This window comes from Kibdelosporangium phytohabitans, from assembly GCF_001302585.1.
Classification (GTDB): domain Bacteria; phylum Actinomycetota; class Actinomycetes; order Mycobacteriales; family Pseudonocardiaceae; genus Kibdelosporangium; species Kibdelosporangium phytohabitans.
Genome location: NZ_CP012752.1, coordinates 189,925 through 210,090, shown reverse-complemented (window position 1 = coordinate 210,090; position 20,166 = coordinate 189,925). Strand labels below are relative to the sequence as shown.

General features: G+C 67.8%; 18 protein-coding genes. 7 read left to right on the top strand and 11 right to left on the bottom strand.

The window, feature by feature from the left end:
• Positions 1 to 8: 8 nt before the first annotated feature.
• Entirely contained in the window at positions 9 to 434 is a 426-nt protein-coding gene (locus AOZ06_RS00980) for a GtrA family protein (RefSeq protein ID WP_054287672.1), read from the bottom strand.
• A gap of 62 nt (positions 435 to 496) precedes the next feature.
• Here AOZ06_RS00980 and AOZ06_RS00975 point away from each other — a divergent pair, with 62 nt between their 5' ends.
• On the top strand, positions 497 to 1,843 hold the full coding sequence (locus AOZ06_RS00975) for an FAD-binding oxidoreductase (RefSeq protein WP_054287671.1): 1,347 nt from the start codon (positions 497 to 499) through the stop codon (positions 1,841 to 1,843).
• On the top strand, positions 1,840 to 2,598 hold the full coding sequence (locus tag AOZ06_RS00970; RefSeq protein WP_054287670.1) for a decaprenylphospho-beta-D-erythro-pentofuranosid-2-ulose 2-reductase: 759 nt from the start codon (positions 1,840 to 1,842) through the stop codon (positions 2,596 to 2,598). The genes AOZ06_RS00975 and AOZ06_RS00970 overlap by 4 nt, the downstream gene beginning before the upstream one ends.
• Here AOZ06_RS00970 and AOZ06_RS00965 read toward each other — a convergent pair.
• Entirely contained in the window at positions 2,595 to 3,197 is a 603-nt protein-coding gene (locus tag AOZ06_RS00965; protein ID WP_054287669.1) for a TetR/AcrR family transcriptional regulator, read from the bottom strand. The two genes, AOZ06_RS00970 and AOZ06_RS00965, sit on opposite strands and share 4 nt — an antisense overlap.
• A 47-nt stretch (positions 3,198 to 3,244) precedes the next feature.
• Here AOZ06_RS00965 and AOZ06_RS00960 point away from each other — a divergent pair, with 47 nt between their 5' ends.
• Positions 3,245 to 4,762, top strand: coding sequence for an FAD-dependent monooxygenase (locus AOZ06_RS00960; protein ID WP_054287668.1), 1,518 nt, complete (start codon positions 3,245 to 3,247; stop codon positions 4,760 to 4,762).
• Here AOZ06_RS00960 and AOZ06_RS00955 read toward each other — a convergent pair.
• The 5 genes from AOZ06_RS00955 to AOZ06_RS00935 form a co-directional block, all read right to left on the bottom strand.
• The gene (locus AOZ06_RS00955) at positions 4,746 to 6,728 is read right to left on the bottom strand and encodes an arabinofuranosyltransferase (protein WP_054287667.1); all 1,983 of its coding nucleotides are present in this window, start codon (positions 6,726 to 6,728) and stop codon (positions 4,746 to 4,748) included. The two genes, AOZ06_RS00960 and AOZ06_RS00955, sit on opposite strands and share 17 nt — an antisense overlap.
• 197 nt (positions 6,729 to 6,925) lie before the next feature.
• On the bottom strand, positions 6,926 to 7,846 hold the full coding sequence (locus AOZ06_RS00950; protein ID WP_054287666.1) for a decaprenyl-phosphate phosphoribosyltransferase: 921 nt from the start codon (positions 7,844 to 7,846) through the stop codon (positions 6,926 to 6,928).
• Positions 7,818 to 8,360: a phosphatase PAP2 family protein gene (locus AOZ06_RS00945; RefSeq protein WP_054287665.1), complete on the bottom strand. Its 543-nt coding sequence runs from the start codon at positions 8,358 to 8,360 to the stop codon at positions 7,818 to 7,820. The genes AOZ06_RS00950 and AOZ06_RS00945 overlap by 29 nt, the downstream gene beginning before the upstream one ends.
• Positions 8,353 to 9,543, bottom strand: a complete 1,191-nt coding sequence (gene glf, locus AOZ06_RS00940; protein WP_236952026.1) for a UDP-galactopyranose mutase — start codon at positions 9,541 to 9,543, stop codon at positions 8,353 to 8,355. The genes AOZ06_RS00945 and glf overlap by 8 nt, the downstream gene beginning before the upstream one ends.
• 315 nt (positions 9,544 to 9,858) lie before the next feature.
• Positions 9,859 to 10,728, bottom strand: a complete 870-nt coding sequence (locus tag AOZ06_RS00935) for an LLM class flavin-dependent oxidoreductase (protein WP_054287663.1) — start codon at positions 10,726 to 10,728, stop codon at positions 9,859 to 9,861.
• Between the two features lie 117 nt (positions 10,729 to 10,845).
• On the opposite strand from AOZ06_RS00935, the gene AOZ06_RS00930 reads away from it, so the two are divergent.
• Entirely contained in the window at positions 10,846 to 11,649 is an 804-nt protein-coding gene (locus AOZ06_RS00930; protein ID WP_054287662.1) for a Cof-type HAD-IIB family hydrolase, read from the top strand.
• Positions 11,650 to 12,689: 1,040 nt separating this feature from the next.
• On the top strand, positions 12,690 to 13,775 hold the full coding sequence (locus tag AOZ06_RS00925; protein WP_054287661.1) for a glycosyltransferase family 2 protein: 1,086 nt from the start codon (positions 12,690 to 12,692) through the stop codon (positions 13,773 to 13,775).
• Between the two features lie 77 nt (positions 13,776 to 13,852).
• On the opposite strand, the gene AOZ06_RS00920 is transcribed toward AOZ06_RS00925, so the two are convergent.
• From AOZ06_RS00920 to AOZ06_RS00910, 3 genes are all read right to left on the bottom strand, one after another.
• The gene (locus AOZ06_RS00920; protein ID WP_054287660.1) at positions 13,853 to 14,863 is read right to left on the bottom strand and encodes a lysylphosphatidylglycerol synthase domain-containing protein; all 1,011 of its coding nucleotides are present in this window, start codon (positions 14,861 to 14,863) and stop codon (positions 13,853 to 13,855) included.
• A gap of 180 nt (positions 14,864 to 15,043) precedes the next feature.
• The gene (locus tag AOZ06_RS00915; protein ID WP_054287659.1) at positions 15,044 to 15,628 is read right to left on the bottom strand and encodes an HAD family hydrolase; all 585 of its coding nucleotides are present in this window, start codon (positions 15,626 to 15,628) and stop codon (positions 15,044 to 15,046) included.
• Positions 15,607 to 16,671 carry an ATP-grasp domain-containing protein gene (locus AOZ06_RS00910; protein WP_054287658.1) on the bottom strand — a complete coding sequence of 355 codons (1,065 nt, stop codon included), beginning with the start codon at positions 16,669 to 16,671 and terminating at the stop codon, positions 15,607 to 15,609. The genes AOZ06_RS00915 and AOZ06_RS00910 overlap by 22 nt, the downstream gene beginning before the upstream one ends.
• A 142-nt stretch (positions 16,672 to 16,813) precedes the next feature.
• Here AOZ06_RS00910 and AOZ06_RS00905 point away from each other — a divergent pair, with 142 nt between their 5' ends.
• Together AOZ06_RS00905 and AOZ06_RS00900 are read left to right on the top strand one after the other, a co-directional pair.
• Complete coding sequence (locus tag AOZ06_RS00905) at positions 16,814 to 17,911, top strand: DegT/DnrJ/EryC1/StrS family aminotransferase (RefSeq protein ID WP_054287657.1); 1,098 nt, start codon at positions 16,814 to 16,816, stop codon at positions 17,909 to 17,911.
• Positions 17,908 to 18,876 (top strand): Gfo/Idh/MocA family protein, encoded by a 969-nt coding sequence (locus AOZ06_RS00900; protein WP_083471431.1) that lies wholly within the window; start codon positions 17,908 to 17,910, stop codon positions 18,874 to 18,876. Before AOZ06_RS00905 ends, AOZ06_RS00900 begins: the two co-directional genes overlap by 4 nt.
• A 117-nt stretch (positions 18,877 to 18,993) precedes the next feature.
• Here AOZ06_RS00900 and AOZ06_RS00895 read toward each other — a convergent pair whose 3' ends face one another.
• Positions 18,994 to 19,953, bottom strand: a complete 960-nt coding sequence (locus tag AOZ06_RS00895; protein WP_054287656.1) for an FG-GAP repeat domain-containing protein — start codon at positions 19,951 to 19,953, stop codon at positions 18,994 to 18,996.
• Positions 19,954 to 20,166: the final 213 nt, after the last annotated feature.

The following is a 20,166-nucleotide window of genomic DNA, read 5'->3' as shown; positions in this document are numbered from 1 at the left end:
GGACGGCTCTACTGCTTGAACACCACGGTCCGCAGCATCACGAAGTTGATCACTGTCGCCGTGCCCTGGGCGATCACCCACGCCACGGTGTGTTCCCACTTGAAGTCGCCGAGCACCTGCAGCATCAGGGCGTTCACACCGACGTTCACGAAGAACGTCACGGTGTAGAGCACCATGAACTTCGCCACCGGCGCGGCACCGCCCGAGACGTTGAAGGTCCAACGCCGGTTGAGCAGGTAGGCGGTGGTGGTACCGAGGACGAAGGATATCGCCTTCGCGAGGTGCACCCACGTGCCCAACGCGAGCAGGCCCTGGTAGATGCCGTAGTCCACGATCGCGGACAGCCCGCCGACCAGGACGAACCGGCCGATCTGGGTGAGCAGGCCCACGCTGCGTGAGTCGGTCGGAGAACCAGCTTCCACTGCCGTCACCATGATTTCCTTGCTGCTCGGCGCCCCAAGCAGTGTAGAAGTGCGCGCTCGGTAGGCTCGGCCGGGTGGATCCCGAGTTGCGAACGCTGGTCGGCTGGGGGCGTACCGCGCCGAGTACCGCGCGCGTCGTCGTCCCGCGGACCGTCGACGAAGTCATCGAGGCGCTGCGGTCTGCCGACGAGCGCGGTGTCATCGCCCGCGGCCTCGGTCGTGCGTACGGCGACCCGGCGCAGAACGCGGGCGGCCTGGTCATCGACGTGACCGGCCTCGACCGCATCCACTCCATCGACGCGGACGCCGCGGTCGTGGACACGGACGCGGGGGTCAGCCTGGACACGCTGATGCGCAGGTTGCTGCCGTTCGGCCTGTGGCTGCCGGTGCTGCCGGGCACGCGCCAGGTCAGCGTCGGCGGCGCGATCGGCGCGGACATCCACGGCAAGGCGCACCACGTGGAAGGCAGCTTCTGCGAGCACGTCGAGTCCATGGACCTGGTCACCGCGGACGGCAACGTCCACACCCTCACCCAGGACGACGAGCTGTTCTGGGCCACTGCGGGCGGGATGGGCCTGACGGGCGTCGTCGTGCGGGCGAAGCTGAGGCTCAACCGGGTCGAGACGGCGTACTTCAAGGTCGACACCGACCAGATCGACAACTTGGCCGACCTGATGGACCGGCAGTCGGTCGACGACGAGAAGTACCTGGAGTCGGTGTCGTGGTTCGACTCGACAGTCTCCGGCCCGCACCTCGGCCGGGGCATCCTGACCAGGGCCAACCACGCCACGCTCGACGACCTGCCCAAGAAGCTGCGCAAGAACCCGCTGAAGTTCGACGCGCCGCAGTTGCTGACGGTGCCGAACGTCTTCCCGCCGGGGATGCTGAACAAGCTGACCGCGCGGATGTTCTGCGAGCTCTGGTACCGCAAGTCGCCCACCAAGCACGGCGCGATCCAGAACATCACGATGTTCCTGCACCCGCTGGACATCGCCGGTGAGTGGAACCGGGTCTACGGACCGCGCGGTTTCCTGCAGTACCAGTACGTGATCCCGTTCGGCCACGAGGACGCGGTCAGACGCAGCGTCGAGCTGATGGTCGAGACCGGTCACGTGTCGGCCCTGAACGTGCTCAAGCGCTTCGGCGCGGGCAACCGGGCGCCGCTGTCGTTCCCCCAGCCGGGGTGGACCCTGGCTGTCGACTTGCCGGTCCGGCGCGGACTCGCTGAACTGTGCGCGCGGCTCGACGAGCTCGTGCTGAGCACAGGCGGGCGGTTGTACCTGGCCAAGGAGTCCAGGGCGACGCCGGAGGGAATCGAGCGCATGTACCCGCGGATCGACGAATGGCGAAAGGTGCGCGCCGAGGTCGACCCGAACGGAATCTTTGTCTCCGACATGGCCAGAAGGTTGAGGCTTACGTGATCGACGCGGTTGGCAGCCCACAGTCCCTGTTGTTGCTCGGCGGCACCTCCGAGATCGGCCTCGCGGTCGCCGAGCGCTACGCCCGTGCCCGCCCTTCGCTGCGGGTCACGCTGGCAGGCCGCCCCTCGGACCGGCTGGACGCGGCCGCGGCCCGGCTGCGTGACCTGGGCGCGACGGTCACGACGTTGCCGTTCGACGCGCGGCAGCCGGACACGCACACCGAGGTGATCGAGAAGGCGTTCGCGGACGGCGACATCGACGTCACGGTCCTGGCGTTCGGTGTGCTCGGTGACCAGGAGGAAGCCTGGACGAACGTCGACGTGGCGCGTGAGCTCGCCGAGATCAACTACGTGGCCGCGGTGACCGTCGGCGTGCCGCTGGCCGAGCGCCTGCGCAAGCAGGGCCACGGCTCGCTTGTCGCGTTGTCGTCCGCCGCCGGTGAGCGGGCTCGTCGGTCGAACTTCGTGTACGGCTCGACCAAGGCCGGTTTCGACGCGTTCTACACGGGCCTGACGTATGCGCTGAAGGAGCATGGCGTGACTGTCACGGTCGTGCGTCCCGGTTTCGTGCGCACGAAGATGACCGAGGGCCAGAAGCCCGCGCCGCTGTCGCAGACGGCCGACCAGGTGGCCGAGGTCATCGTCGACGCCGTGCGGACGCGGCGTGAGCAGGTGTGGGCGCCAGCGGTGTTCCGTGGCGTGATGTCGATCCTGCGGCACGTGCCGCGGCCGATCTTCCGCAAGCTGCCCTTCTAGGAAATCCCCCCGGCGAGCCGGTCGAAGGCACGGTTGATCGCGGCGACGTGATCGGCCGTGACCTCGGCCGCGGTGCTCCCGGCGGACATGCGGGCGATCCCCCGCGCGAAGACCGCCCGGAAGGTCGCCATGATCACGGCGGCGGTCACGTCCGGCGACGGGTCGTCGCTGGTCTCGGCGATCGCCTTGGCCAGGCACGCCGTCAGTTCATCCATGCCCTCCCGTGCCCTCGCCCGCAGGGCGGCGGAGTCCAGCACTGTGCGCCAGAAGGCGACGAACCGGTCCTGGAACCCGCCGAGCGGGTGCCCTTGCTCGGCCTGCCGGATGAACAGGCGCCGCACGGCCTGGACAGGCGACTCGTCCGTCTCGCGGTCGCGGACGGCCGTGGTGAGCAGCTCCTGGGCCTGTGGCTCCCGGTCGAAGAAGATGTCTTCCTTGCGCGGGAAGTAGTTGAACACCGTGACCTTGGACACGTCCGCGGCCTCGGCGATCTCGGCGATGGAGACGTTGTCGAACCCGCGTGCCACGAACATCAACGTGGCCACGTCGGTGATGCGCTGCCGCGTCTCCGCCTTCTTCCGCTCCCGCAAGGATGCCATCGGGAAAATATACTCGACAAAATTTTGAGTCGAGTAAAGTTTCTGGCATGACCCACGACGTGATCATCTCCGGAGCCGGGCCGTGCGGCCTGACACTCGCCTGCGAACTGCGGCTGCGCGGCGTGAACGTGCTCGTCATCGACCGCCTCCCCGAACCCGACCTGACCATCAAGGCGGGTGCGATCAACATCCCCACAGCCGAGGCCTTCTACCGGCGCGGGCTGCTGCCGCAACTGACCGCGGCGCACGAGGATTCGATGGCGAAGTTCCGCGGCGGCCTGCCCAAGAACACAGGCAAACCCCGTACCCCACCGAAGTTCGCCGGTCACTTCGCGGCGCTCTGGCTCGACAGCGCCAACTTCGACTACGAAGACCCGGCGTTCCACGGCCGCGGCCCGGCCGGCGAGATCGGATTCGTTGTCCAGCAACAAGTCGAGGCGATCCTCGGCGACTGGGCGGACGAACTGGGCGTCGAGGTCCAGCGCGGCGTGCGGCTGACCGGATTCGACGCCGACGACTCAGGCGTGACCGTGCACGCGGGCGACCGGACCTTCCGGGCGGACTGGCTGGTGGGCAGCGACGGCGGCCGCAGCGCGGTGCGCAAGCTGGCGGGCTTCGACTTCCCCGGCACCGAACCGGAAATCACCGGGCACCAGGCGATCGTGACGATGGAAGGCCAAGAAGGACTGGCCCGCGGCTGGAACACCACACCGACCGGGATCTACGCGTTCGGCCCGCAGCCCGGCCGGATCCTCACCGTGCGGTTCGACGGCCCACCGGTGGACCGCGACGCCGAGATCACCGTGGCGGAACTGGAGAAGAGCATCCGCGCCGTGTCCGGTGTGGACGTTCGCGTCACCGGGATCGAGTCGGCGACCAGGTTCACCGACAACGCCAGGCAGGCCACGACGTACCGGATCGGCCGCGTCCTGCTGGCGGGCGACGCGGCACACGTGCACTCCCCGTTCGGCGGCCAGGGACTGAACCTGAGCGTCGGCGACGCGATGAACCTCGGCTGGAAACTCGCGGCCACGATCAACGGCTGGGCACCGGAGAACCTGCTGGACACCTACACCACCGAACGCCACCCGCTCGGCGCGTGGGTGCTGGACTGGACCCGCGCGCAGATCGCGTTGATGCGCCCGGACGGACACGCCCAGGCGCTGCGTGCGGTGATCAGCGAACTGATCACCACCAAGGACGCGACGACGTACTTCGCCAAGAAGATCTCCGGCGTCTGGCACCGCTACGACCTGCCCGGCGACCACCCGCTGATCGGCCGCAGCGCGCCGGACCTCGTCCTGGCCGACGCCACCGCGCTGGCCGACCACCTGCACGACGGCCGCGGGCTCCTGCTGGACCTCGGCGGCCTGCCCGCCCACGCCGAGATCCCGGCGGACCGCGTGAACGTCGTCAGCACCAAGTGCGCCGACGAACCAGACCTCCCCGGCCTGCTCGTGCGCCCGGACGGCGTCGTGGCGTGGGCCGGGGGTGACGGCCTGGACGACGCGCTGCGAGCCTGGTTCGCGACCTCAGTGGTCAGTACACCTAACGCCGGACGATGACGGTGTGCGGGCCGACGTCCTCGCGGATGAACTCGGGCCCGGCGAACGCGGAGGGCTTGAAGATGACCTCGTAGCTCGGCGTGTTCGGGTCGCGCGGGTAGTCGTCGTAGCTCAGCCTGGTGTGCAGTTCGCCGCCGTTCTTGTCGTCGCGGAGGAACACGAAGACGCTCGGCGGCGTGCCCGGCGCCTTGTCCAGCTGGGCGATCAGGTCACGCGAGCTGGTGGTGCGGGCCCAGCCGTCCACGGCGGTCCGGCGAGCCTCGTGGTCGATCATCGGGTTGCCGAACTGGGCGATGATCGAGATGTAGGTCCAGTACGGCTGCCCGCTGGTCAGCACCCATGAGTTGGTCAGGATCACCAGCTGCTCCGGCTTCTTGCCGGTCATCCGCTGGATCGCCTTGTCGACCTGGGGGTACCAGAAGTCGGGCGTGCCCGGGTCGTTGACGCCGTGCGCGTTGCCCCCGGTCGGGTAGTAGTCGTTGAAGGCGCTGGCGATCACGCGCTTGTGCTGCAGCGGGACCGTCTGAGCCAGGGACAGCAGCGCGGCGAACGCGAGCACACCGGCCAGGGCCCGCACCCGCACCGCGGGAACGCGCGTGACGGCCCAGCGCGCGAAGTCCACCGCTCCGAGCACCGCCGCGCAGTACAGCGACGTCACCAGGATCGTCTCGGTCCGGAACGGCAGCAACGTGGTGCCGCCGGCCAGCGCGACCGTGGACATGAGGTACCAGAGGTAGCAGGTGCCGGCCACGACGCTGAGCGCGACCGCGATCGGGCTGCGCCGCAGCGACAGCACCAGCCAGATCAAGCCGATCATGCACAGCGCGCCGTTGACCGAGAACTCCAGCATCGGCGTCGGCAGGTAGATGCTTTCCGTTGGCAGGAACCGGGCCGCGAGGTTCTTCGTCTCGTGGCCGGCCAGGAGTTCGAGCAGGTACGGCGTCCACACCAGCAGCACAGGGCCCAGCGCGATCAGGGCGACCAGCCCCGCACGCCCCAGCGTGCGGCGGACGAGCCTGCCGATCTCCTTGCCCCCGGTCCGCCACGCCACGACCACGTTCACCACGGCGAGCAGAACCAGCACGAGCCCGAAGAACCCGAAGAACAAGGTGTAGACGGCGCCGAAGGAACCGAGGAACAGCCCGAGGACCAGCACCGGCCCGAGCAGCTTGGCCGGATCGGGCCTGCGCAGGTCACGCAGCATCCGCCAGGCGAGGACGGCCAGCGGCGGGATGACAGCGACGGCCATCCACGAATACGGCTCCGTCGCCCCGATGCGAAGCCCGGCGATGCAGGTCAGCATCGCGATCAGGACGGCGACTCGGCGCTCCACCAGCACGCTCCACAGCGCGAACGCGATGACCGCGATCACGGCGAACGTGAGGATCGCCCACGGCTTGAACGCCGCCCACGACGGCAAACCGGTCAGGTGCGCGAACCGCCCGCCGAGCCAGAACCAGCCGGCCGGGTAGAACCCGGGGACGTCGACGTAGCTCATGTCGGCCAGCGAGGCCGAACTGGTGAGCCTGGCCAGGTACTGCAGGCGGAACGACTGGTCCTCCTGGACACCGCCGAGGTAGTAACGGGTGCCCTTGAGCATGAAGGCGAGCGCGAGCGTGCCGAGCGCGGACAGCCCGGCCCAGGTCAGCGGGGTCGCCCAGCGCGGCCAGACCCGGCGGGCCGCCAACAGCACCCCGACCAGCACCAGGATGACGGTGCACATGGTCGCGACCGCGATCGGCAGGTTGGTCGGATGCGGGATGAACCAGCGGTTGACCATGATCTGCAGCACGACGCTGACGACCGCCGCGACCGCCACCCCGGCGGCGATCTCGCCGCCGAGCATCGCGAGCCGCCGCCCGGACGGGACGTCCGAAGGCGGCGGTGGCGGGACCACCGCGGTTCGCCCGGCGTCGGGTTCGCCGTCGAGCACTGGGGACTGGGATCTGCCGACCGCGTCGATCACAGGGCCAACCTTCGGGATATGTCGGGAAGAACGTCGTGGGAGACGGCGAGCACGCGCGACCCGCGCTTTCCGTGCTTCACGAGCGAGCGTACCGAAGCAAGAAATTGTCCTATTTCAGCCATCCGCAATTGGCTGGAACACACCCCAGCCATGTGTCCACGCCGACACTTCTCGTGACTGATAAAGCATTGCCTACATCAGATGTAGACGGCCAGTGCGAGCGTCGCGACCCAGGCGACGCCGAGGATCTGCAGCACCCGGTCCTTCAACGCGATGTCCTCCGGCGCACCGGCTGTCCCGCCGTCCACGTCGACCGCGTAGCGCAGCACGGCGATGACGAACGGGATCATCGACACCGACGACCAGGCCGAGTCGTGGTGGTCCTGGCGGATCTCGAACGCCCACATGCCGTAGGTCATGATCACGATCGCCGCCGACGTCGCCCAGACGAACCGCAGGTAGGTGGCCGAGTACTTGGCCAGCGACGCCCGGATCTTGGCACCGGTCTTCTCGAACAGCTTGATCTCTGCGTAGCGCTTGCCGGACACCATGAACAGCGACCCGAACGCCGTCACCAGCAGGAACCACTGCGACAACGGGATGCCCGCCGCCGCACCGCCCGCGATGGCGCGCATCAGGAAGCCGGAGGCCACGATGCACAGGTCGATCACGGTCTGGTGCTTCAGGCCGAAGCAGTACCCGAGCTGGACGACCTCGTAGACGCCGATCACCACGGCCAGCTGCCAGCTGGCCACGAACGAGACACCCAGCGCGCCGAGGAACAACACCACCGAGATGACCCACGCCAGCCGGGTCGGCACGATCCCGGCCGCGATCGGCCGGTTGCGCTTCTTCGGGTGCGCCCGGTCCGCCTCGACGTCCAGCGTGTCGTTGACGAAGTACACGGCCGACGCCGCGAGGCAGAACGCGACGAACGCGATCCCGGCGTCCGCGAGGACCGCCGTCTCGGTCAGCCGCGACGCCGTGAACGGCGCGGCGAGGACCAGGATGTTCTTGATCCACTGCCGTGGCCGCGCGGTCCTGACCAGACCGGCGAGCACTCCCGTCGGCGCCTTGGCGGCGGCCTGGTCAGTCGCCTCGTCCACTTTGCCGCTCATGGCGTCCCTTTCGGCCGTTCAGCTTGCGGCGCACGATCCCACCGATCGCGGCTCCGAGCACTGAACCGGCCACCACGTCCGACGGGTAGTGCACTCCGAGCACCATCCTCGACAGGAGCATCGGTGGAACCAGCACGGTTGATAGCCGCCTGCCGGTCAGTCCCCCGTATAGAACAGCCGCGGCGGTCGTCGAGGTTGCGTGCGCCGACGGAAAACTCAATTTCGACGGCGTACCCACGTGCACCTCGACGGTCTCGTGGTCCGGCCTCGTCCGCCTGACGACGCGCTTGACCACGACCGAAGCTGCGTGTGCGGCGAACACGGCGCTGGTCGCCACGAGCCAGTCCCCGCGGCGCTCCCGGTCGACGACGGCACCCACCGCGCCGACCGCGAGCCAGCCGAGGCTGTGCTCACCGAAGAACGACATCCCGCGGGAGGCCTTGATCACCGCGGGAGTCGCGATCGCGCCCTGCACCGAGGCGAGGACGGCGATCTCCTTCGAGGAATCAGGCATCGAACGACCCGTCGAGCGGTGTGCCCGAGGTCAGGTGCGGGGCGACCTTGTTGTCGAAGGTGCTCAGCGCCGAGCCGATGGCCATGTGCATGTCGAGGTACTTGTAGGTGCCGAGGCGGCCACCGAAGATGATGTTGCGCTGCTTGGCCTCGTCGCGGACGAGCTCGCGGTAGCGCTCCAGCTTGGCGCGGTCCTCGGGGGTGTTGATCGGGTAGTACGGCTCGTCGTCCTCCTTGGCGAACCGCGAGTACTCCCGCACGATGACGGTCTTGTCGGCCGGGTAGTCCCGCTCCGGGTGGAAGTGGCGGAACTCCAGGATCCGGGTGAAGGGCACGTCCTCGTCGGCGTAGTTCATCACCGAGGTGCCCTGGAAGTCACCGGTGGTGGCGACGACCTCCTGCTCGAGGTCGACCGTGCGCCAGCCGAGGCGGCCTTCGGAGTAGTCGAAGTAGCGGTCGACCGGGCCGGTGTACACCGTCGGGGTGCCCGCCGGGATCTGGTCGCGGATCTCGAAGTAGTCGACGTTCAGCCGCACCTCGATGTTCGGGTGGTCGGCCATCTTCTCCAGCCACGCCGTGTAGCCGTTCTTCGGCAGGCCCTCGTAGGTGTCGTTGAAGTACCGGTTGTCGTAGTTGTAGCGGACCGGGAGGCGCGTGATGATGCCCGCGGCCAGCTCCTTCGGGTCCGTCTGCCACTGCTTGGCGGTGTAGCCCTTGATGAACGCCTCGTAGAGCTTGCGGCCGATCAGCGAGATCGCCTTCTCCTCGAGGTTCTGCGCGTCCTTGGTCTCGAACTCCGAGGACTGCTCGGCCACGAGCTGGCGCGCCTCGTCCGGGGTGAACGCCCGCCCGAAGAACTGGTTGATCATCGCGAGGTTCATCGGCATCGGGTACACCTGGCCCTGGTGGTTGGTGTACACGCGGTGCTTGTAGTCGGTGAACTCGGTGAACTGCGTGACGTAGTCCCACACCCGCTTGTTGGACGTGTGGAACAGGTGCGCGCCGTACTTGTGGACCTCGATGCCGGTCTCCGGCTCGGCCTCCGAGTACGCGTTGCCACCGATGTGCGACCGGCGCTCGAGCACCAGCACCCGCTTGTTCAGCTTCGTCGCGGTCTGTTCCGCGACCGTGAGACCGAAGAATCCGGCACCGACGATTACCAGGTCATAGCCATCGAAGTTCACGGGCGCTGAGGGTACCGACCCGGTTGCCGCCATGTTCGACCAGCCCCTTTAACCGAGGAGGAACGCCTGCGCAAGCATTGTCTCAAGGCGTGTCGTCGCGCGGGAGGCCCCTGGCGACGGCACCGGACGCAGGCTCCCCCGCCTGCCGTCCAGCCGATCGCCAGGGGCGTTGCCCCCAAAGCCCCCTCCGGTCGTGCCCCGCGGGCACACCACAAGAGACGCTCCGTGCGCACGACAGGTTCCACTATGTCACTCGAATGGACTAGCGATTCCGGTTCGCGTCATCCCGGTCGGCGGAGAAGTTCACCCAGAGTTTCACCGCAGCGCGGGCAGCACCTCGGCGGCGATGTCCTCGACCAGCTTCTCCGAACCCGCGAAAATGCCGTCGTGCCTCGGCCACGGCACCGTCACGTCGGTGAAGCCCAGCGCATCCGCCCGGCCGAGCACGTCGCGGAAGTGCTCGACGCTGGTCAGCACGTACTCGGGCGCGGCGTCCAAGTTCAGGTAGCGGTCGACGGTCGCCAGGTCACGGCCCGATTCCTCGGCGACCGCGGCGAACCGCTTGGACACCTCGGCCACCGAAGCCCACCACGAGTCCATGGTCTCCCGGTCGGTCCCCGTCGTCGCCCAGCCCGTGCCGTACCGGGCCGCGACACTCATCGCCTTCGGGCCGTTCGCGGCCACCACGAACGGCATACGCGGCTTCTGCACACAACCCGGATACGACCGGGCATCGACAGCCTCGTAGTACTCACCGCGCCAAGTGGTCCGGTCCTGACGCAGCAGCAAGTCGAGCAACTCGACGAACTCCGAGAAGCGAGCAGCCCGGCTGCGCGGCGGCGGCGTGCCCATCACTGTCGTGTCGTAACCGCCACCACCAGCGCCGACGCCGAGGATGAACCGGCCGTCCGACACGTCGTCGACCGCCGTGAGCTCACGGGCGAACGGCACCGGATGCCGGAAGTTGGGGGAGGCGACCCAAGTGCCGAGGCGGAGGTTCGTGGTGACCATGGCCGCCGCGGTGAGCGTGGGGATGGCACCGAACCACGGCCCGTCCACCAAGGTGCGCCACCCGAGGTGGTCGAAGGTCCAGGCGTGGTCGAAGCCGTATTCCTCCGCGGCACGCCATTTCGGCTCAGCGGCCCACCAACGGTGTTCGGGGAGGATCTCGATACCAACTCGCACGATGATCGACCGTAGCGCTTTCGGCTATCCGTCGCCCAGCCTACGGCCATTTGGACGCCCGGGAGACTGCGATCACAAGGCGCCGCCGGGAGGCCTGCGTCAGGCAGGATTGGACACGTGGAGAAACCCCTGCTGATCGCCTCGGACGTGGACGGAACGCTGCTCGACGTGACCGAAAGGATCACCGCCCGCACAGCCGCGGTGGTGAACCGGGCGATCACAGCGGGGACACCGTTCCTCCTGGTCAGCGGACGTCCACCGCGATGGATCCCACCGATCGCGGAACAGGCGAACCTGACCGGGTACGCGGTCTGCGCGAACGGCGCTGTGCTCTACGACATCGGCGCGGACCGGGTGCTGTCCGCCCACACACTCGACCCGATCCTGCTGCAGGACGTGGCCAACGTCCTCGACGAGGTGCTGCCCGGCTCCGCACTGGCATCCGAGCGCCACAACCCGAGCGCCACACTCGAATCGTTCGTCGGCGAACGGGACTACATCAGCCCGTGGGGCGACGCCGACAAGCTGGCGAAACCCCGCGCGGAAGTCCTCGGCCACCCCGCGGTGAAACTGCTCGTCCGGCACCCGGACATGACCAGCGAGCAGATGGCAGCCGCCACCGTCCCATTGCTCGAGGACTCCGTTACGTTGACGTTCTCCACGAGCCGGGGCCTGCTGGAAATCTCGAAGATCGGCGTGACCAAGGCAACCGGCCTCGCCGACGCCGCGAAGCAGTTCGGCGTCGGCCAGGCGGACGTCATCGCGTTCGGCGACATGCCCAACGACATCCCCATGCTGTCGTGGGCCGGTCACGGTGTCGCGATGAGCAACGGGCACCCGGATGTGCTCGCCGTCGCCGACGAGATCACCGCCACCAACTCCGAGGACGGTGTCGCTCAGGTGCTTGAACGGTGGTTCTGACCGTTCAGGTTGCTCTGTGCTCGATCTCGTGTCTCGTTGCGGATCTTTGTCGTGGGTTTCGGGTGTGGCACCTTCGTCAAATCTCGTTGTCCACAACTGGCCGGTAACCCCCTTGACCTGCCGTTACCCCTTGTAGGCTGGAGCAGGGACGCCCCCCGGGTTGGGTGGGGGACTGTGTGTATAGGTGCTAGGGCTTTTGTTGTGGTTTTTGCACGGAACAAGATGGTCCCTCGCCGGGTGGCAGACCTCTGGGCAGGAGCCTTGTGACGGGTCTTTGCCCTCGCTACAGCCGAGTTCTTGGTGTGTTTTTGGGGGGCGTGGGTGCTCCTCCGCGCTTGCGCGCGGGCTGCGTTGGGTTGGGTTTCGCTCGATCGGCTGGGTGCTCTCTGTGCTTGCCCGCCTGCCGCTTTGAGCTTGGCTCTCCCTCGGTCGGTTGGGCGGTTCCCTGTGTTCGCGTGCGGCTGTCGCGGGACTGGCTGACACTGGTCGCGCGGGGCTGGCTCTCTCGCTCGACCGGCCGAGCCTCTGCGCTCGACCCGTCTCGGGGTGGCCCTCGTTGCCGCGTCTGGGCTTGGCTCTCCCTCGCCCCCTGGCACTTGTGTGTGCCTTTTGGGCTGGTTGTTGCTCAGAGCGGTGGGCGGCCTCTGGGGTCGCGCGGGCCATCGTGTGACTGGATGTCGCCTGAACCGGACGGGTAGGCAACCTTCGCGTTTGCCCGCGGGCCGTCTCGGGCTGGGTGCCTTCGGGCTGGTTGTCGCTCCGGCTGGGCGGGCGGCGGGACTCGTGGTCGTGGGTGGCGGGCTCTACCCCTTCTTGACCAGGCCTGTTGCCGATCGGGTGGGGTGGGGGTGGCGCTGGGAATGTTTGCGTCGGTTTGCGGGTTTCCGGGCGATTCGGGTATCAGGGTGTTTCGAAACGTGGCCGGGCCAGGACACCCTGGTTAAGCCGATATCGCCGAGCAGATATTCTTCGCTGCTGTTGGCGCACCCGGACGTCGGCGGAGTCGACGCGGGCAACGTTTTCGCCTATCGGAGGAACACGTGGACCGTCCATCGACGACCCTGAACGGCTCACCTGACGTGAGGTCATCAGCGGGGGACAAACCGCTGGTCACACTGATCGCCCCCGCGTTGAACGAAGCGGACAACGTTGTCGGGCTGGTCGGTTTCTACCGGGAGATCCGCAAGGAGATGCCGGACCTGGACTTCGAGCTGGTCCTGGTCGACGACGGGTCGACCGACGGCACCGCCGAGGTCTTCATGTCGGCACTCGGCGAGGGCGACGTGGCCCGGGTGGCGCGGCTGTCGCGCAACTTCGGCTCCCACGCGGCCGTCACGGCCGGTCTGGCGATGAGCCGGGGTGACTGCGCGCTGACCATCAGCACGGACCTCCAGGAGCCGCTGGAGGCCATCGTCCGCTTCGTCAACGAGTGGCGCGCGGGCAACGACATCGTCTGGGGTGTGCGCAAGACCAGGGCCGTGCCCAAGGGCCTGGCGAACCTGCTCTCCCGCAAGTTCTCCTCGGTGTTCAACAAGATGTCCGACATCCCCACGTACCCGAAGGAAGGGCCGTCGCAGGTCCTCGTCTCGCGTGCGGTGATGGACGTCATCAACCAGATGCCGGAGCGCAACCGCAACGTCCTCGGCATGTTCGCGTGGGTCGGCTTCAACCAGACCACCATCGCGTTCGAGCAGCTGCCCCGCCCGGCCGGCAAGAGCAAGTGGACCAACAAGAAGAAGGTCAAGCTGGTCGTCGACTCCTTCGTGGAGTTCTCGGCCGCGCCGTTCCTGATCTGCTTCCTGCTCGGCCTCGGCCTGCTCGGCCTCGGGTTCCTCGGCATCCTCGCCACCCTCATCGTCGCGCTGGCCACGCTGTCCGCGCCGGTGGGCTGGGTGCTGGTGCTCGCGGCGGTGGTGTTCTTCAGCGGGCTGAACCTCGCCGCGCTCGGTGGCTTCGGCGAGTACCTGTGGCGTGCCGGTGACGACGCCAAGGGCCGCCCGGTCTACATCATCCGCAACGTGCAGGACATCGGCCAGCCTGGCCCGTCGGCCCACCGGGTCACCTCGGAGAAGCCGTTCTCCAACGCCGGCATCTCGGTCGAGGCCCGCAGGGGCCAGGTCGTCTGAGAACCGCGCACACCCGCTCGCAGCAAGAAAGCCCCGGCTCCTCGGAGCCGGGGCTTTCTTCTTCGTTCAGCGACCTGCTAGTCGGCGGCTGGGGCCGGGGTTTCTCCCACCGGCTTCGCCTTGGCCGTCGGGTTCGTCAGCTTGGCCAGCAGGGCCGCGCCACCGGCTGTGGCGACGTCGGCGAAGGTGAACATCGCGCGGGACGCCACAGCGAACGCCACAGCGGCGTCCGAGCCGACTGCCGCGCCCAGCGCCAGCGCCACAGCGAGGTCACGCACCCCGGCACCGGACGGCAGGATGAAGAAGAACAGGCTCGCGGTCAGGCCGATGGCGATCGCGCCGATGCACAGCAGCAGCACGTCGATGCCCGCCTTGCCGGTGGACAGCGTGAGCAGCCACAGGTGCGCGCCGAAGCAGACGTACGAGACCGTGGTGAACAGCAGCGTGCTCACGATGGTGCGGAAATGCAGCGGGTGCGGCAGCGGGGCCTTGCGCAGCACCTTCAGCACCAGGTTGACCGCCCAGGTCATCACCTTCGGGTGCAGCACCGCCAGGCCGAACGGCAGCAGCGCGTACAGCCACACCGCGCCAGGTGAGTCCTTCATCAGCATGGGCAGCGCGAGCACACCGAGCGCCAGCGACGCCACGACGGCGACACCGACCTGCACGAGCGACGCGACGAACATCCGCGCCCGCGGCAGACCGGCTTTCTTGCCGAGCTCCATCTGCAGCACGTACGCCCAGACGGCGCCGGGCACGTACTTGCCGAGCTGGCTGACCAGGAAGATCTGCGAACCGAGCACGCGGCCGATCGGCGAGCCGAGGTCGTCGACGATCGTGCGCCAGCTCCACGTGTTCGCCAGCATGCCCGCGATCAGCACGAGCAGGCTGCCCACCGCCGCGTACCACGGCACGTTGGTGAGCGTCGTCCACACCTCGTCCCACCGCGTGACGAGGTAGTAGCCCGCGCCTACGACGACCGCGGCCAGCAGGACCCGCCGCGCCCAGGTGATCGCGTGGGACTTCCAGCTCTTGGGTGCTGTCTTCGGCTTGTCCTGCGCTACCACTTCGTCAGTGTCGACGCTCATCGGCTCTCCGGCGACTTCTCTGTGGGGGTTGTGGGTCAGCTCTGGCACTCCAGTGGTCCCAGCGAGTCCCCGCCGGCCACACGAATCGGAGATCATGCACTCACGCAACAGCGGTCTCGGAGGTTACCAGCGCACTACCGGGGTAGCTCGGACGGCTCGGGCTACCGGTAGTAGGCTTCCTCAGTTCGTGACCAGTTCGTCCAGTGTGTCCAGATAGGCGTCCGCGCCCTCCGGCGCGTACGCGAGTTTGGAGTTGCGCACGACGACGCTGCGCATCCCGGCGGCGTGCGCCGCCTCGACGTCGTGGTACGTGTCGCCGACCAGCACCGACTCCGCGGGCTTCGCGCCGAAGTGGGCGAGGATCTTGTCGATCCCCTCCGAGTCCGGCTTGAGCCGCGCCACGTCCTCCCGGCCGACGATGAACAGTCCGTCGGCCGCGTCACCCAGCGCGTCGGTCACGGCGTGTCGCGAGTTGCGCGTCACGATCGCCACGTTGTGGCTCGCCCTGAGCCGCTTCAGCGCGTCGACGGCGCCTGGCGTGAACTCGCCGGTCGCGACCGACTCACGTTCGTGCCGGGTCACCACGTCCAGCTGCGCCTGGTTGCCTTCGTCGATGTAGCGCTGCAACGCGTCGCCGATCTTCTCCCCTGTTGCCAGGCCGAGATCGGCGCGCACCGCGGCCGCGTCGACGGGCAGGTGGAACAGCGTGCCGTCGAAGTCGAAAAGGACAGTCCGGATGGCCGTCAGTGGTTGATCGCGGACCATTCGCCTTCCTTGACCAGCTTGTAGCCCATGTCGATCATGCGGACCCAGTACAGGTCGTCGGGCAGCGGGTTGAACTGCGCGGGCTTGCTGTCCAGTTCCTTGCCCAGTCCCAACTGGAGGTACATGTCGGGCATGTTCAGCCCGGCGTGGGCGAAGAAGTTGCTCGTGGTGAAGAACCGGCCGACGTTGATCTCGGTCACCATCGGCACGCCGTCGGCGTTCTCCTTCATGTCCACGCAGTACACGCCGTGCGGCTCCGCGGACACCGCGCGCACCGCGCCGACACCGGCTTCGTTGACGTCGTCGCGGTTGACCGTCTTGGCCACCGACGGCGACGAGCTCTGCCCGCTGGGGGTCAGGTTCCCGAAGATGTACTCGATCCGCATCCGGGCCTGCGAGGTGATCAACTCGCCCTTGTACCAGAGGCTCTGCCACGCGAACTCGTGTCCGGGCAGGAACTCGCTGGCCATGAAGTCGCCGTAGTCCAGGCCGCGGAACGAACGCCAGTAGTCGATCCAGGCGTCACCCTGGTAGTACGAGTCGATCGGCAGGCTGCCGCGCGAACCCGCGCCGCGGATGGCGCGCAGCCACACGCGGGGGTTGATCTGCAGCAGCTCCTCCAGCGCCGAGCGCAGGTCGTCCTGGCTGGCGATGTGCCGCGCCTTGGGGACCGAGACACCCTTGGCCGTCAGGTGCGCGTTGAATTCCATCTTGTCGTGGCACAGCGCGATCGCCTCGGCGTCCGGCAGGAACGTCGGCGCGGCCAGTTTGTCCCGATTCGTCGCGAGGAAGCCCACCTCGACGTCCGGCTGCGGGTGCACGAAATCGATCGATTCCGCCTCGATGACCTTGTTCATCGCGTCGACGTAACCAGGGTCACTCACCGGCGGGACGAGATAACGGCCCTCGAGCTCGATCAATTCGAGGTGGTACGGCTTGACGTCGGTGCCGACGAATCGGTAGTCGCGTCCTGCCTGCGACAACGCGTCCCGGAAATTGTAGGCGGCCGAGCCACCGGCTCCCGTGATCAATACCTTGGGCATGCGGTCGTTACCTCGTATCGACGTTTGGTTGACGGGCCACGCCAGAGCGGCGGCCACCCAGACGGGTATCGTGTGCCGCGCGTGCGTCCGGGGGCCACTGTACCGGACGTCTTTCACGAAGCTGGAAGCGAGAGATTACTGCATGATCCCCATTACCGTGGTTGATGTACGGGACGCAGAGCCACTGGTCACCGAAGTACTGCGGTCCGGAGTGATCGCGCAGGGTCCGATGGTGAAGCGGTTCGAGGACGAGTTCGCGAAGGTGGCGGGCGTCGAGCACGCGGTCGCTGTGAACAACGGCACCACCGCGCTGGTGGCCTCGCTGCAGGTGTCCGACCTGCAGCCGGGTGACGAGGTGATCACCTCGCCGTTCACGTTCGTGGCCACTTTGAACGCCATCCTCGAGGCCGGCGCGACGGCTCGGTTCGCCGACATCCGCGAAGACGACTTCTGCGTCGACCCGCAGGCGGTCGCCGCCGCGGTCGGCCCGCGCACCAAGGTCCTGATGCCCGTGCACCTGTACGGCCAGACCGCCGACATGGGCGCGCTCATCCCGATCGCCGAGCAGCACGGCCTCAAGATCGTCGAGGACGCCGCGCAGGCGGTCGGCGCCACCTACGAGGGCCGCCCGGCAGGTAGCTACGGCCTCGGCTGCTTCTCGCTGTACGCGACCAAGAACATCACCACCGCCGAGGGCGGTGTGATCACGACGAACGACGCGACGATCGCGGATCGGCTGCGTGTGCTGCGCAACCAGGGGATGCGTCAGCGCTACCAGTACGAAGTGGCCGGTCACAACTACCGGCTGACGGACCTGCACGCGGCCGTGGGCATCCCGCAGCTGGAGAAGCTGACCGAGCTGACCGAGGCGCGTTCGCGCAACGCGGAGGCGCTTTCCAAGGGCCTCGCGGACATCACGGGCCTGCGTGTCCCGGCTGTCCTTCCGGGACGCAGCCACGTGTGGCACCAGTACACCGTGCTGGTCGGCGACGACGCGAAGGTCACCCGTGACGAGCTGTCGGCGAAGCTGACCGAAAAGGGTGTCGGCAACGGCATCTACTACCCGAAGGTCGTCTTCGACTACGACTGCTACCGCGACAACCCCGGGGTGATCGCGTCCGACGTGCCGGTCGCCTCGCGCGTCGCGAGCCAGGCGCTTTCGCTGCCGGTGCACCCGAAACTCACCGAGTCCGATGTGGACACCATTGTCGGCGCGGTCAGGGAGGTGCTCGAGGGATGAGCAAGCCACGCATCGCACTGGTGGGCACCGGTTCCATGGGATCGCTGCACGCGCGTGTGATCTCCCAGTCCGACCGGGCCGACCTGGTTCGCATCATCGAGCCGCGCGAGGAAGTCGGCCGCGCCGCCGCCGAGCGCTACGGCGCGCAGTGGTCGCCCGAGCTGGGCACTTTGTCCGATGTGGATGCCGTGGTGCTCGCTTCGGCCACCGCCACGCACCACAAGCTCGCGCTCGACGTGCTCAGCCAGGACGTGCCGCTGCTGGTCGAGAAGCCGGTGTGCGACGACCTCGCCGCGTCCGAAGAGGTCGTGGCGCTGTCCGAGCAGCGCGGCCTGCCGCTGATGTGCGGCCTGCTTGAGCGCTACAACCCCGCTGTGATGACCGCGATGGCGCTGCTGAACGAGCCGCTGCACATCACGGTGACGCGGCACTCGCCGTACGCGCCGCGGATCAAGACCGGGGTGGGCTGGGACCTGCTGGTGCACGACGTGGACATCGCGATCCGCTGCTTCGGCGGCGCCGACCCGGTGAACGTGGCGTCGACCCGCAGCGTGTTCCACCCGTCGTCGCTGGCGACCGCCGAGGACGTCGTGGAGGCGCTGCTGGGCTTCCCGTCCGGCGGGATGGCCAGCGTGTCGGCGAGCCGCGTGGGCCAGCGCAAGGTCCGCACCATGGTGATCACCGAGATCGACCGCCTCGTGGAGATCGACCTGCTGCGCAGGGACGTGACCATCTACCGGCACGTCTCGCACGAGTCGGCCACAGAGGACGGTCTGGGCTACAAGCAGCAGACCGTGATCGAGATCCCCGAGCTGGTCTCGTTCCGCGAGCCGCTGGCCACGCAGCTGGACCGGTTCGTGGACCTGTTGGAGGGCAAGGTGGACGTCGCCGCGGAGCGCGCGTCGATCCTGCCGTCGCACCGGGTTGTCGCGAAGGTGCTCGACACCGCGGGCAGCCTCGTCTGAGAACACACCGGAAAGGCCGTGCTGCCATTGGCAGCACGGCCTTTTCGTTCGACCACACGCGACAGCCGAGAACCAGCTACTTTCTTCCCCCCTCGGCCGCCGCGCCGGTCAGGAGCATCAGGTGATGATGCGGTTGATGTGCCACTGGTGGCCGACGACCTTGATCGGGCCAAGCGTGCCGAACGCCGTCCCGTCCGCCGCCGGGGCCCACGTGCCGGTGTGCGGGTACAGGTTCAGGTCACCGTTGGCGGCGACCCGGCCGAGGATGTCCGGCTTGCCGTCAGAGTTCACGTCGCTGATCGTGAACGCGTTCATGCCCGTCCAGCCGTAGCTGATCAGGTAGTCCTCACCTTCCGCGCCGACGGTGATGTCGTACACGAGGACTCCGCCGTTCTGCAGGCGCACGACGAAGTCGGCCACACCGTCGCCGGTGAAGTCGGCCATGACCGCGTCGATGATCGGCGAGCTGGTCTCGAAGGAGATCAGCGGCTTGGCGGGCGCCTGCGTGATCACCCCGTTCTGGACAGTCGTCAGGTAGGCGTAGAACTCCTCGGTTCCGGCCTTCCTCGCGACGACGTCGTCGATGCCGTCGTTGTCCACGTCGAACAGGAACACCAGGTTGTTGATGCCCCAGCCGGTGCTGATCAGCTGGGCGCCGTTGAGCGTGCTGGTGCCGGCGAACGTGCCGCTGTGCTTGTGGGAGTAGAGGTTGTCCGAACCGTCGATCCCGAGCACGTCAGGGAACGCGTCCCCGTTGACCTTGCCCTGGCCGACCCACTTCTGGCCGCCCCAGTTGAAGTTGATCGTCACCGCGGGCCCGTACGTCGCCAACGGGCTGGCGGCGTTGAAGCCCTTGTTCGGGTAGACGTACAGATTCCCCGGGTTCACACCGACGGCGAGGATGTCGTCCTTGCCGGCCAGGTCGATGTCGCCGCTGCGGCCACCGCTGCTGCCGCTGCCCTGCGTCGAGAAGCCCTTCTTGGCGAACAGGCTCTTGTCCACCTTCTTGGCCGACACCTTGACGTCGGGCTTGGCGGACTGCTGCGGAGCTGCGGATGCGGCCGAACCCTGCACCATGGCTCCGAGAACCGAAGCCGTGACAACCGCACCTGTTACGAACGCGCGAACTGTGCCGCGTCGTCCGGTCTTCCCCATGTGTGCTCCCCTGATCCGGTTAAGGGGACAGCCCAGTACCGCGGGCCGCCGCCGGAAGAAGACTTCGACCCCTCTCCCGGCGCGAGTGCCCTCGCCCCCACGTTCGGGTAGTCGTCCGCGGAGATCAAAAAGTTG